Below are 13,152 nucleotides of genomic sequence, written 5' to 3'. Positions count from 1 at the left end.
AGGAGACCACGCCATGCAACCCCATCGACTGATCCTGCCGCGGGCCTCGCGCCCATCCACGGTGCCGGCGCGTGCGCTGGCCGTGGCCGCCACCGCCATGCTCGCCGCCTGCGGTGGCGGCGGCGGCGACGACGCGCCGTCCACGCCGGCCGCGGTGCAGACGCGGCTGTGCCCGGCAGCGCTCGACTACTCCACCACCTTTACCGGCGGCACCGGCTCCGGCGAGCTGGTGAAGGTGCAGATCGACACCACCAAAAAGACCTGGCAGGTGACCTTCGTGGACTCGTCGGTGCCGCGCCAGACCGGCACCGTGCAGCCCACGCGCAGCGATCCCACCAACGGGCAGAACGTGATGCGCGGCACGCTGAAGGCGGAGACGGGGTTGCCGACCGAGAAGCTCAACCAGTGCGCGTTCGAGCTGAGCGGCGCCAGCCTCGATCCGAACCGTCCGGCCAAGCTCTTCGTCGGCGAAGGCGTGGTGGGCGGCACCATCCCGGGCGCGCGCATCCAGTTCAACGGCGTGCTGGGCGCCGGCGCGGTGCCGGACACCACCTTCCCGTATTTCCAGTTCATCGGCTTCGCGCAGACCGAGACCGACCTGTCGAAGATTGCCGGCCAGTACAACGGCACGGGCTTCCACGAGGTGCCGTCCAAGCAGTTCCAGCTGGTAGCGCAGGACTACCGCATGGCGCTGGCTGCCGATGGTTCCTTCACCGTCTGCGACAACGCCACCAACACGTGCGAGCGCAAGGGCAACAACTTCGTGCCGCAGGCGAGCGGCGCGCTGCTGTCGACCAACTACAAGGCCGAGAGCCAGCCGCCCACGCTGGGCGGCACGCTGGGCAAGGCCTACCTGATCGTGGGCAAGCTGCGCGGCCAGCTGGTGCCGGTCATGATCCGCGTGGGCTATGCCAATGACACGCTCGCCAACGGCCCGCTTGGTGCCGACGACGAGATCGGCATCGGCATGATGGCGCCGGCGGTAGCGCTTACTGAAGGCACGGTCAACGGCGAATACGTCGGCGTGGACAGCAACTTCAACTACCGCGTGACGGCACTGGTCGGCGCCGCGGCCACCATGATGGATCCGTTCCGGCCGCATGATGCCTCGCTCGCCATCCCGTACCGGCTGGATTTCTCGCAGCAGGTGCCGGGCGTGGTCCGCACGTCGCGGCGCGATGCGCCTGCAGGCTCGGCGCCGACCGGCAAGCTGATGTTCACCGGCGGCGTGTTCGGCTTCCTGGAACAGCGCGACAGCGGCCCGTACTTCACCGTCGGCGCATTCGTGCAGTAAGCACGCTGCCAGGCCCGGGCCATTGCAGCCCGGGCCACTGCGCCACGATCCGACCATACAGAGACATCCACTGCCCGGGGACACAAGATGAAAACCATACGCCTCACGCTCACACTGATGCTGGCCGCGCTGGCCAGCTTCGCCCTGCCTGCCCACGCCCAGAAGAAGGGCGACAACGTGGTATCCGCGGGCTGGTTCCATATCCAGACCCACGGCCAGAGCGCTCCGCTGACTACCACCTTGCTCGACGTGCCGATCAACTACCCGCTCGGGCTGCCGTCCAGCTTCACCGCACCGGGCAGCAGCATCTCGTCATCCAACGCCAATACGCTGGGGCTGACCTTCAGCCACTTCGTCTCCGACCATATCGCGATCACCGCGGTGGGCGGCATCCCGCCGGAGTTCAAGCTCTACGGCCACGGCGAACTGATCCCGCCCGGCCCGGCCGGAGCGCTCGGGCGCCAGAGCCTGGGCGATCCGTCGCTGAACCCCATCGTCACCAAGGCACGCCAGTGGAGCCCGGCGGCGATGGTGCAGTACCACTTCCTGGATCCGGGCACGCGCTTCCGCCCGTTCCTGGGGTTGGGGGTGTCGTACAACTTTTTTACCAACATCGAGGTCAATCCGGCGTTTGCGAGCTCGGTCAACAACAACCTCGGCGCGATCCTGGCGGCGGGGGCGGGCATCCCAGGTCCGACTTCGGTGAGTGCGGATGCGTCGTCGTCATGGGCGCCCGTGTTCAATATCGGCGGCACCTACAACTTCGACGAGCATTGGGGGCTGACGGCGGCGGTGACTTATATCCCGCTGAAGACGACGTCGACGATGACGATCAAGGCGGCCGACGGGACCGTGCTGTCGACCTCGAAGACCAAGCTGGAGCCGAATCCGCTGGTGTTCTTCCTGGCGGCTTCGTACAAGTTCTGACGCTGAAAGAAAAAAACGACGCGCCTGAGCGCGTCGTTTTTTATTGCTGCAACGGCAAGCGGCAACCTTTACTGCGTCACCGTCCCCGGTTGCGCAGGCGTCGCCTGCTGCGCCACCGGACTGTTCTCCTGCAAGCCACCGCCCAGCGACCGGTACAGGTCGATCGCGTTGTTCAGCCGCAGCTGCCGCGCCTGGATCAGCGCCTGCTCGGCGGTGAACAGCTGGCGCTGCGCATCGAGTTCGTCCAGGTAGCTGGCCACGCCGCTGCGGAACCGCAGGCGCGCCAGCTCGTAGCGCGCGGCTTCGGCGTTGCGCACCTCTTCCTGGCCGGAGACCTGGTCTTCCAGCGTGCCGCGTGCTACCAGCGCATCCGCCACTTCCGCGAAGGCCGTCTGGATGGTCTTCTCGTAGTTGGCGATCTGGATGTTCTTGCGCACGTTGGCCAGGTCCAGGTTGGACTTGTTGCGGCCATAGTCGAAGATCGGCAGCGTCAGTTGCGGCGCGAACGACCACGCCTTGGTGCCGGCATCGAACAGGTTCGAGAACGTCGGGCTGATGGTGCCAACGCTGGTGGTCAGCGTGATGCGCGGGAAGAACGCCGCGCGTGCCGCGCCGATATTCGCGTTGGCCGACAGCAACTGCTGTTCGGCCTGGCGGATGTCCGGGCGTTGCTCCAGCAGGTCCGACGGCAAGCCCGCGGGGATATCGCTGATGATGCGTTCGTCCGACAGCCGCATCGGCTCTGGCAAGTTCCCGATGCTGCCGATGGGCTTGCCCACCAGCACTTCAAGCGCGTTCTGCGCCTGCGCGCGCTGGCGTGCTAGCTGCGCGGCGGCGACACGCGCCTGGGCCACCAGCGACTCGTTGTCGCGCAGGTCCAGCGCGGATGTGGCGCCGACGTCGAAGCGCTGCTTGGCGAGCCCATAGGTGCTCTCGCGCGCCTTGAGCGTGTCCCGCGCAATTTCGTACTGCTCGGCAAAGGAACGCTCGGACAGATAGGCCTTGGCCACTTCCGACACCAGCGAGATATACGCCGAACGATGCGCCTCTTCGGTGGAGAAGTACTGCGCCAGCGCCGCGTTCGACAGGCTGCGCACGCGGCCGAAGAAGTCGAGCTCGTAGGACGAAATGCCCAGGTTGGCCTGGTAGACCTGCGTCACCCCGGGCTGGCCGAGCACGGTCGAGGTCCCGGCGGCGTTGGTGCTGGCTCGGGTGTAAGCGGCGTTCGCGTTCACCGTGGGCAGCAGGTCGGCGCGCTGCACCTGGTACAGCGCGCGCGCTTCTTCGATGCGCAGCGCGGCGGTGCGCAGGTCGCGGTTATTGTCCAGCGAGGTCGCGATCAGCGACTGCAGGCGCGGGTCGCGGAAGAACTCGCGCCAGCCGATGTCGACGGCGCGGCGGGTCTCGCCGCTCTTGGCCTCGGCAGTGGCGTAGCCCTCGGGCGCCACCGGGAAGCTGTCTGCCACCGGCGGGGCAGGGCGGTCATAGTGGGGCGCGAGCGTGCACCCCGTCAGAACGCCGGCCACCAGCAGCAGTGTGGTCAGAGTCTTGGTCATGTTCAGATTTCCTCTTTCGGCTCGTGCCACTTCTGGTCGAGCATGCGCTGGCGCGCACTGCCCTTGAAGCGCTTGCGCACCACCACGAAGAAGACCGGCACCAGGAAGATCGCCAGCACCGTGGCCGTGATCATCCCGCCCATCACGCCGGTACCGATGGCGCGCTGGCTGCCCGAGCCCGCGCCGGTGGCAATCGCCAGCGGCAGCACGCCCAGGATGAACGCCATCGACGTCATCAGGATCGGTCGGAAGCGCAGGTGCACTGCTTCCAGCGTGGCTTCGATCAGGCCCTTGCCCTGCGCCTGCAGGTCCTTGGCGAATTCCACGATCAGGATGGCGTTCTTCGCCGACAAGCCGATCGTGGCGATCAGGCCCACCTTGAAGTACACGTCGTTGGGCATGCCGCGCAGCGTCACGCCGAGCAGCGCGCCGAGCACGCCCAGCGGCACCACCAGCAGCACCGAGAACGGGATCGACCAGCTTTCATACAGCGCGGCCAGGCACAGGAACACGATGATCAGCGACAGCGTGTACAGGATCGGTTCCTGCGAGCCGGCCAGGCGTTCTTCATAAGACTGGCCGGACCACTCGAAGCCGAAGCCCGGCGGCAGCTTGGCGAAGTTCTCTTCCATCACGCGCATGGCTTCACCGGTACTGCGGCCCGGCGCGGCCTGGCCCGCCAGCTTCACCGCCGGCATGCCGTTGTAGCGCTCCAGGCGCGGCGAGCCCATTACCCACTTGGAGGTCGCGAACGCGGCAAACGCCACCATGTCGCCGTTGTTGTTGCGCACGCGCAGCTTGGTCAGGTCGTCCGGCAGGCGGCGGTCTGAGCCTTCTGCCTGCACGATCACCTTGCGCACCCGGCCTTCATAGATGAAGTCGTTGACGTAGTTGGAGCCGAACGCAATCGACAGCGTCGAGTTGATGCTCGCCACCGTGACGCCGAGCGCCTTGGCCTTCTCGCGGTCGATGTCGATCTGCAGCTGCGGCGCATCTTCCTGGCCTTCCGGGCGTACGCCCATCAGCACCGGGCTCTGCGCGGCCATGCCGAGCATCATGTTGCGCGCTTCCATCAGCTTGGCGTGACCCTGGCCGGTGCGGTCCTGCAGGCGGAAGTCAAAGCCCGAGGAGTTGCCCAGCTCGGAAATCGCCGGCGGGTTGAGCGGGAAGATGATCGCGTCCTTGATGAACGACAGCGCGCCGAAGGCACGGCCCACCAGCGCCTGCGCGGTCTCGCCGTCGCCGGTGCGCTCCTTCCAGTCCTTCAGGCGCACGAACGCGATACCGCCGTTCTGGCCGCGGCCGAAGAAGGAGAAGCCCGCCACCGTGATCATCTGGTCAACCACCTTGCTTTCCTTCTGCAGGTAGTAGTCCTCGATCTGCTTGAGCACACCGATGGTACGGTCCTGGGTGGCGCCGTTGGGCAGCTGCACCACGGTGATCATGTAGCCCTGGTCCTCATCGGGCAGGAACGACGACGGCAGGCGCTTGAACAGCACCACCACGCCGACGATGATGACCGCGTAGATGATCAGGTAGCGGCCGGTGCGCTTGAGGATGCGCGCGACCACGCCCTGGTAGCTGGTCGACGCGCGCGCGAAGGTGCGGTTGAACCAGCCGAAGAAGCCCTTCTTCTCATGGTGATGGCCGGCTTCCACGGGCTTGAGCAGCGTCGCGCACAGCGCCGGGGTCAGCGTCAGCGCCAGCAGCGCCGAGAACGCCATCGAGGAGATCAGCGACAGCGAGAACTGGCGATAGATGTTGCCCACCGAGCCCGAGAAGAATGCCATCGGGATGAACACCGCGGTCAGCACCAACGTGATGCCGACGATGGCGCCGGTGATCTGGCCCATGGCCTTGCGCGTGGCTTCACGTGGCGAGAGTCCTTCCTCGCTCATGATCCGCTCGACGTTCTCGACCACCACGATGGCATCGTCCACCAGGATACCGATGGCCAGCACCATGCCGAACATGGTCAGCACGTTGATCGAGAAGCCGAACGCCAGCAGCGCGCCGAATGTACCCAGCAGCGCGATCGGCACCACCAGCGTCGGGATCAGCGTGGCGCGGAAGTTCTGCAGGAACAGGTACATCACCAGGAACACCAGCACCACGGCTTCGAGCAGGGTCTTGATCACTTCCTCGATCGAGATCTTGACGAAGGCCGAGGTGTCGTAAGGCACCGAGTACTGGTAATCCGCCGGGAAGTTCTTGGACAGCTCTTCCATCTTGGCGCGCACCGCGGTGGCCGTGGCCAGCGCGTTGCCGGTCGGGGCCAGCTTGATGGCGATGGCCGCCGACGGCTTGCCGTTGGTGCGGGCCAGCGTCGAGTAGTCGGCGCCGCCAAGCTCCACCCGGCCCACGTCCTTGATGCGCACCGAAGACCCGTCCGGGTTGGTGCGCAGCAGGATATTGCCGAACTGCTCAGGCGTGGTCAGGCGGCTTTCGGTGGTGACGGTGGCGTTGAGCTCGGTGCCCTTGGGCGAGGGCGTGCCGCCCAGCTCGCCCACGGCGACCTGGATGTTCTGCTCGCCCACCGCGGCGGTGACGTCGGTCGGGGTCAGGTTGTAGCCGGTCAGCTTGGCCGGGTCCAGCCAGATCCGCATGGCGTACTCGGTGCCGAACAGGTCGGCCTGGCCCACGCCCGGCACCCGGCGGATCGAGTCGATCACCTGCGCCGAGACATAGTTGCCGAGCTGGATCGCGTCGGCCGTGCCGGACTTGGACGACACGGTCAGGAACATCATGTAGTTGTTCCCGGCCTTGTCCACGCGCACGCCCTGCTGGCGCACTTCAGCCGGCAGGCGCGCTTCCACGCGCTTGAGGCGGTTCTGCACTTCGACCGAGTTCAGGTCGACGTTCGAACCCGGCGCGAAGGCGATGGTGATGCTCGCCAGGCCGGACGACTCGCTGGTGGAGTTGTAGTAGAGCAGGTTAGGGGCGCCGTTGAGCTCCTGCTCGATCACCGAGGTGACGGAATCCTCCAGCGTCTTGGCCGACGCACCCGGGTAGGTGGCGGTGACCGAGATCGTCGGCGGGGCGATGTTCGGATATTGCGCGATCGGCAGCTGCAGGATCGACAATATGCCGCCCAGCACGATGATCAGCGCGAGCACCCACGCGAACACCGGCCGGTCGATAAAAAACTTGGCCATAAACTGGCTCCCTCTTGGTCTAGCGGTCTAGCCGTATTTGCCGTATTGGTGGTACGGCAGGGTTCAGCCTTGCTTGGCGTCAGACTTGGCTTGCTGCGGGCCCTCGGCCTTGGGGGCCGAGGCCGGCGCCGCCGGGGCGGAGGCCGTCGCCGCGGCCGGTGCCGAGGCCCCGGCCGGCTTGAACGGTACCGCCCTGGCCGGCGCACCGACCTTGACCTTCTGCAGGCCTTCGACGATCACCTTCTCGCCGCCCTTCAGGCCTTCGGTCACGACCCAGCGGTCGCCAATGGCCTGCGGCGCCTTGACCGGCACCGCCGCGACATTGCCGTCCGTGCCCACCACCATCACGCTGGCACCCTGCGCGCCGCGGATCAGCGCCCGCTGCGGCACGGTCAGTGCGTTCTCGTCCACGCCCTGCTCGATCTTCACGCGCACGAAGGTGCCCGAGAGCAGCTCGCGCTTCGGGTTCGGGAACTGCGCGCGCAGCGTGATCGCGCCGGTGGTCGGGTCGACCGTCATGTCCGAGAACAGCAGCTTGCCGGTGTGCTCGTACTCGCGGCCGTCTTCCACGAACAGGCGCACGTTGGCGCCGCCGTTGACGCCCTTGACCACGCCGGACTCGATGGCGCGGCGCAGGCGCGTGACTTCCGAAGCCGGCTGGGTGAAGGTGACCCACATCGGGTCGACCTGCTCCACCAGCGCCAGCTTGGTCGCCTCGCCCTTGCCCACCAGCGCGCCCTCGGTCACCAGCGCACGGCCGGCGCGGCCGCTGATCGGCGCGGTCACGGTGGTGTAGCCCAGGTTGATCTGGGCGGTGCGCACCGCCGCCTTGGCCGAGGCCACGTCGGCGTTGGCCTGGCCGGCGGAGGCCACGGCGTCGTCGTACTCCTGCTTGCTGACCGCGTTGACGGCCACCAGGGGCTTGTAGCGATCGGCCTTCAGGCGCGCCGACACGGCGTTGGCCTCGGCGCGCTGCAGCGCGGCCTGGGCCGAAGCCAGCGTGGCCTGGTAGGGTGCCGGGTCGATGCGGAACATCACCTGGCCGGCCTTCACTTCGCCGCCTTCGGTGTAGTTGCGCGACAGCACGATGCCTTCGACGCGAGCACGCACTTCGGCCGTGCGTATGCCTTCCAGGCGGCCCGGCAGTTCATTGACGACGGCGACCGGCGACGGCGACACGGTCACCACACCCACTTCCGGCGGCGGCGGGGCGCCGCCTTCGGCCTTCTTGTCGCCGCAGGCAACAAGCGCCACGGCAGACAGTGCCGCTAGTGCATAGGCAGCAACGCAACGGATACGTTGGGACTTCCTCATCGATAACCCCATGATGGCAATTTGAGATCTGCCGCATCGTCCCGACCTGTCATCCGACAAACGGATACGACACAGCCCGCCGCACGGTTTGCGGCGGACAAAAGCGTGATGCTAGCCACAAATCGCGGCGTCGCAGTGTCAAATGCGACGAACGGCGGCTTTTATGTAACGACTGGATTCATGACCGGCTGGCCTGCGGCAGGGATTGCCAACTGTGCTGGGTATGTCACAGAAGGCGGCTGGCCGAATGCCGGACAAGCGCGTATTATATATACATTCAAGCATGTATGTTAAGTTGATGTTGCAGAAGGGACTTTCGGCGCACAACCTGCGCCGCAGGGCCGCGGCAATACGGATCCCGCCCCCGGTCAAACCCAACCGGCCGGTCCAAATTGCTCCCCACCCGTTCGGAATCACGGCGCAAATCGCCGGCTCGGGTTAGGATGCGCGCCGTCGTATCGGCTCGCAGGCTGCAAGCACATTGGCATGTGACGACAACGACCCGCCGGCGCATGCGCCGGCCGTGCGGCTGCCACAGCGGGGCCGCACCCAGGGAGAACCAACAAGGCTGGCCATGACGGATCCATTGCGTCATGCCGCCGGCACCAGAGACAAAAATGGTCAGACGTACCAAGGAAGAGGCGCTTGAAACGCGCCACCGGATTCTCGACGCGGCCGAAGCCGTGTTCCACGCCCGCGGCGTGGCACGCCCGTCGCTGGCGGACATCGCCGAGGCGGCGGGTGTCACGCGCGGCGCGATCTACTGGCACTTCAAGAACAAGAGCGATGTGTTCGCCGCCATGTGCGACCGCGTCAACCTGCCCGTGGAAGCGCTGTGCGACCCCGAGCGGCTCGCGCGCCAGGAAGACCCGCTGGGCGGCATCCGCGACATCTGCGCCTATGTGATGCGCCAGACCGTGGTCAACCCGCGCTGGCGCCGGGTGTTCGAGATTATCTTCCACAAGTGCGAGATGGTGCAGGACAACGGCGCCATCTTCGAGCGCCAGCGCCAGTCGCACCAGGAAGGCCTGGTCAAGATGCGCGAGCACCTGCGCCTGGCCCTGGAGCGCGGCCAGCTGCCCGCCGACCTGGACCTGGACCTGGCCGTCAATGCCTTCCATGCCGCCATCGGCGGGGTGCTGGCGCACTGGCTGTTCTCGCCCCAGGACTTCGACCTCGACGCCAACGCCGAGCGCATGTCCGACGCCTTCATCGATACCCTGAAGTTCTCGCCGGCGCTGCGCCACGGCTACGTGCCGCGCCCGATGGCGGCGCTGGACCGGGAACTGTCCACGCTGTGCCAGCAGGCCTGCCCCAACGCCCAACCGGGCGGGCTCGATACCGGCGACCTGGTCCCCTGAGCGGCGCGCTTATCCGCGCTTATCCGCGCATGGCCTCGCGCCAGCGCGCCAGGAATGCGCGCTTGCGCATCGCGTCCTGCGCGGCCAGCAGGCCCGGGCCGACGCTGATCGGCTTGAGCGCGTAGCCCAGCCGCTCCGACAATGCCGCCGCGGTGTGCACGCTGTCGGTATCGGTGCGGATGGTGTAGAGCTGCGAGGTGGACTTGGCCAGCAGCGCCTGGCCCTCGCGCGAGAGCAGGTAGTCCAGCCACAGCCGCGCCGCATTGGGCCGCGGCGCGCGCCGGGCAATAAAGGCTACTCGCGACATCACCAGCGTGTAGTCGCGCGGGGCGATCACGTCGATGGCCGCGCCACGCTCCATCAGCGACAGCGCGTACGAACCCAGCAGGTTGTAGCCCATCACCAGCTCGCCGCTGGCGATGCGCTCGATCATCTCGGCGGTGGACGCCGACAGCTGCACCCCGGCGCGCCCCAGCGCCTGCGCCAGGTACCAGAACTCACTGCCCATGCGCGCGTCCTGCTGCGCCAGCAGGTAGCCCACGCCCGAGCGCTCCACGTCATACGTCACCACCTTGCCATGCCAGCGCGGCGCGTGCTCCTGCAGCAGCCGCGCCAGCCCGCTGCGGCTGCGCGGTGGGCGCATGCCGGCCAGGTGGTGGCGGTTGTAGACGATCACCGCGGGCTCGAAGGTGGTGCCCCAGGCCTCGTCGCGCCACACCGCCCAGCCGGGCAGGCCGGCGCGCTCGGGCGAGGCGTAGCGCTGCGCATGGCCGTCGTTGACCAGCTTGATCTGCAGGTCCATCGCCGTGCTCCACAGCACGTCGGCGAAGGCCGCATCGGGCGCGGGCCGCTTGCCGCCCAGCGCCGCGGTCTCAGCCAGGAAGCGCTGGTTCAGCTCGATCGTGTTGAGATCCTGGTAGTGCACGCGGATGCCCGGGTAGCGCGCCTCGAACGCGGCGATCAGCGGCTGCGCCACTTTCAGGTCGGTCGATGCATAGACCGTGACCACGCCTTCGCGCATGGCGCCGGCGATGGTGGCGTCATACCCGGACGGATACCCCGGCGGCGGCGCCGGGGGCCTAGACTGGGCATGAAGGGGCCACGCGGCCGGCAAGGTGGCGCCGGCCAGCAGCGATGCGCCCAGCAAGCGGCGGCGCTGCCCCGAGGCAGGCGGCTCGCAAGCGCACGGCAGGGACGGCGGGGGTGGACGCGTGGGCACGGTGGTCGGAAACGGAAGAACTGCCTGTGGAAGGGAGCGGGCGCACGGACAACACGCGCCGGGACCAGCGGGGCGGGGTTATTATAGGCGCCCGCGGCGGGCGCGCTCCATCGGTGCAGCCCCCTGTTCTCCGGACGATTTCCGCCGCCGCAACCGAAACATGGACCAAACCGGCAGAGGAGGAGACCGGCATGCGCATCCTGCTGGTGGAGGATGAAATCGAACTGGCACGCTGGGTCGCCCGCGCGCTGGAGCAGGGCGGCTTTGTGATCGAGCATGTCGCCGACGGGCTGCAGGCCGAGGCCCGCCTGCAGGCCGAGGAATACGACGCGGTGCTGCTCGACCTGCGCCTGCCCGGCAAGGACGGGCTGGCCGTGCTCAAGTCCATGCGCGCGCGCGACGACCGCACCCCGGTGCTGATCCTGACCGCGCAGGACACGCTGGACGAACGCGTGCGCGGCCTGAACCTGGGCGCCGACGACTACCTGCCCAAGCCCTTTGCCATTGCCGAGCTGGAAGCGCGGCTGCTGGCGCTGATCCGCCGCAGCCGCGGGCGCGCGCATCCGCGCCTGCAGTGCGGCACGCTGGTGTTCGACGGCGAGACCCGCAGCTTCACGCTGGACGGCGCCCCGCTGGCGCTGACCCCGCGCGAATCGACCCTGCTGGGCGCGCTGCTGGCACGCAGCGGCCAGCCGCTGACCAAGGCGCAGCTGCTCGACAAGGTGTTCTCGCTCGACGCCGATGTCTCGCCCGACGCGATCGAGGTGCTGGTCTACCGGCTGCGCAAGAAGCTGGCCGGGCACGGCGTCACCATCGTCACCCTGCGCGGCTTCGGCTACCTGCTGGAGCCCGAGGCCGGACGCTGAAGATGGCGCGGCGCCATCGCGTCCCGTCCTGGCGCCGCGGCAGCCTGCGCCGGCAACTGCTGTTGCTGCTGGTGCCGGCGCTGGCGGCGATGATGGCGATCGACACCTGGCTCACCTACGGCACCCTGCGCGACGCCGCCAACACGGCTTATGACCGCTCGCTCTATGGCTCGATCCGCGCCATCGACAGTGCCATCGGCATGGCTGGCGACAACGTCCAGCTGACCCTGCCCGATGCCGCCATGGAGATGTTCGAGACCGCGGCGCAGACCCATGTGTTCTACCGCGTGTCGACCGAGCGCGCCGGCCAGGTCGAGACCGTCACCGGCTACGACGACCTGCCGCTTCCTGCCGGCACCCTCGTCAACAACCAGCCGCGCTTCTACGACGCCGAATACCTGGGCGAGTCCGTGCGCATCGCCGCGATGGCGCGGCCGGTATACCGCCCGGACGCGCGCATGCGCGTGATCATCCAGGTGGCCGAGACCGCCGAGCCGCGCACCACGCTGATCGGCACGGTCTGGCGCAGCGCGCTGGCGCGCGACCTGCTGCTGATCCTGCTAAGCGCCGGCATCCTGGTGGGCGGCGTCACCTACGTGCTGCGCCCGCTGGCGCGCGTGCGCGACGACGTGGAAGCGCGCTCGCCGGATGACCTGACACCGCTAACGTTCGAGCGCGTGCCCGCCGAGGTGCGCCCGCTGGTCGACGCGGTCAACCTGCACGTGTCGCGCTCCGCGGCAATGGCGCAGTCGCAGGCCCAGTTCATCGCCGACGCCGCGCACCAGCTGCGCACGCCGCTGGCCATCCTGAAGACCCAGGCCGAATACGCCCAGCGCCAGCTGCGCGCCCCTGACCCCGAGACCGCGCGCCAGGCCGCCGGCGAAGCCGTGGGCGGCATCGTCACCCAGCTGGAACAGGCCGCGCGCCTGACCAACCAGCTGCTGGCGCTGGCGCGGGTACGCCAGCACCACGGCGAAGCCGCCCAGGAAGCCGATGGCATCGACATCATCGACGCCGTCACCGTGGCCGAGCAGGTGGCGCTGGACTACCTGCCGCTGGCGCGCGGCAAGCAGCAGGACTTCGGCTGGGAGCCGGTGCCGGGGCTGAAGCTGCCGGTGCGCGCCGACCCCGCGCTGCTGCGCGAGGCGCTGGCCAACCTGGTCCACAACGCGATCCAGTACTCGCCACGCGGCAGCCGCATCACGCTGTCGGCCACGCGCGCCGACCAGACCGCGTGCCTGGTGGTGGAAGACGATGGGCCGGGCATTCCGGCCGAAGAGCGCGAAAAGGTCTTCGCGCGCTTCTACCGGCGCGTTGGCAATGCGGAGCCGGGCTCCGGGCTGGGGCTGGCGATCTCGCGCGAGATGGCGGCGCGGTTTGGCGGCACGGTGGAGCTTGGCGACGGCTTGCAGGGCACCGGCGTGCGCGCGGTGCTGAAGCTGCCCATCGGCGAATAACCC

General features: G+C 68.0%; 9 protein-coding genes. 5 read left to right on the top strand and 4 right to left on the bottom strand.

What is annotated here, in order from left to right:
* Positions 1–13 precede the first annotated feature (13 nt).
* Positions 14–1,294 (top strand): DUF2957 domain-containing protein, encoded by a 1,281-nt coding sequence (locus AC3WRR_RS25350; RefSeq protein WP_492298442.1) that lies wholly within the window; start codon positions 14–16, stop codon positions 1,292–1,294.
* An 87-nt stretch (positions 1,295–1,381) separates the two neighbouring features.
* Positions 1,382–2,221, top strand: a complete 840-nt coding sequence (locus tag AC3WRR_RS25345) for an OmpW/AlkL family protein (RefSeq protein WP_010811358.1) — start codon at positions 1,382–1,384, stop codon at positions 2,219–2,221.
* A gap of 68 nt (positions 2,222–2,289) precedes the next feature.
* Here AC3WRR_RS25345 and AC3WRR_RS25340 read toward each other — a convergent pair whose 3' ends face one another.
* The 3 genes from AC3WRR_RS25340 to AC3WRR_RS25330 form a co-directional block, all read right to left on the bottom strand.
* Positions 2,290–3,777, bottom strand: a complete 1,488-nt coding sequence (locus AC3WRR_RS25340; RefSeq protein WP_010811357.1) for an efflux transporter outer membrane subunit — start codon at positions 3,775–3,777, stop codon at positions 2,290–2,292.
* A gap of 2 nt (positions 3,778–3,779) precedes the next feature.
* A complete protein-coding gene (locus AC3WRR_RS25335; RefSeq protein WP_492298440.1) occupies positions 3,780–6,932 on the bottom strand; it encodes an efflux RND transporter permease subunit in 3,153 nt (1,050 codons plus the stop codon).
* A 63-nt stretch (positions 6,933–6,995) separates the two neighbouring features.
* Entirely contained in the window at positions 6,996–8,246 is a 1,251-nt protein-coding gene (locus AC3WRR_RS25330) for an efflux RND transporter periplasmic adaptor subunit (protein WP_492298438.1), read from the bottom strand.
* Between the two features lie 617 nt (positions 8,247–8,863).
* Between AC3WRR_RS25330 and AC3WRR_RS25325 the strand changes: the two genes are divergently transcribed.
* The gene (locus tag AC3WRR_RS25325; RefSeq protein WP_010811354.1) at positions 8,864–9,607 is read left to right on the top strand and encodes a TetR family transcriptional regulator; all 744 of its coding nucleotides are present in this window, start codon (positions 8,864–8,866) and stop codon (positions 9,605–9,607) included.
* Between the two features lie 19 nt (positions 9,608–9,626).
* Here AC3WRR_RS25325 and AC3WRR_RS25320 read toward each other — a convergent pair whose 3' ends face one another.
* Positions 9,627–10,721 (bottom strand): ABC transporter substrate-binding protein, encoded by a 1,095-nt coding sequence (locus AC3WRR_RS25320; RefSeq protein ID WP_454750887.1) that lies wholly within the window; start codon positions 10,719–10,721, stop codon positions 9,627–9,629.
* 296 nt (positions 10,722–11,017) lie between these two features.
* Here AC3WRR_RS25320 and AC3WRR_RS25315 point away from each other — a divergent pair, with 296 nt between their 5' ends.
* Positions 11,018–11,692: a response regulator gene (locus AC3WRR_RS25315; protein WP_010811352.1), complete on the top strand. Its 675-nt coding sequence runs from the start codon at positions 11,018–11,020 to the stop codon at positions 11,690–11,692.
* A gap of 2 nt (positions 11,693–11,694) precedes the next feature.
* Positions 11,695–13,149, top strand: a complete 1,455-nt coding sequence (locus tag AC3WRR_RS25310; RefSeq protein WP_011616278.1) for a sensor histidine kinase — start codon at positions 11,695–11,697, stop codon at positions 13,147–13,149.
* The last annotated feature ends 3 nt before the right edge of the window (positions 13,150–13,152 follow it).

It is taken from the genome of Cupriavidus sp. FW305-3-2-15-C-LB2 (genome assembly GCF_058787575.1).
The sequence above is the reverse complement of the archived record's forward strand: the minus strand, read 5'-3'. Positions and strand labels throughout refer to the sequence as shown.

Excerpts from the sequence above, each read along its gene's own strand:
- AC3WRR_RS25335 (WP_492298440.1), bottom strand. The coding sequence starts at position 6,932 with ATGGCCAAGTTTTTTATCGACCGGCCGGTGTTCGCGTGGGTGCTCGCG.
- AC3WRR_RS25330 (WP_492298438.1), bottom strand. The coding sequence starts at position 8,246 with ATGAGGAAGTCCCAACGTATCCGTTGCGTTGCTGCCTATGCACTAGCG.
- AC3WRR_RS25310 (WP_011616278.1), top strand. The coding sequence starts at position 11,695 with ATGGCGCGGCGCCATCGCGTCCCGTCCTGGCGCCGCGGCAGCCTGCGC.
- AC3WRR_RS25325 (WP_010811354.1), top strand. The coding sequence starts at position 8,864 with ATGGTCAGACGTACCAAGGAAGAGGCGCTTGAAACGCGCCACCGGATT.
- AC3WRR_RS25340 (WP_010811357.1), bottom strand. The coding sequence starts at position 3,777 with ATGACCAAGACTCTGACCACACTGCTGCTGGTGGCCGGCGTTCTGACG.
- AC3WRR_RS25350 (WP_492298442.1), top strand. The coding sequence starts at position 14 with ATGCAACCCCATCGACTGATCCTGCCGCGGGCCTCGCGCCCATCCACG.
- AC3WRR_RS25345 (WP_010811358.1), top strand. The coding sequence starts at position 1,382 with ATGAAAACCATACGCCTCACGCTCACACTGATGCTGGCCGCGCTGGCC.
- AC3WRR_RS25315 (WP_010811352.1), top strand. The coding sequence starts at position 11,018 with ATGCGCATCCTGCTGGTGGAGGATGAAATCGAACTGGCACGCTGGGTC.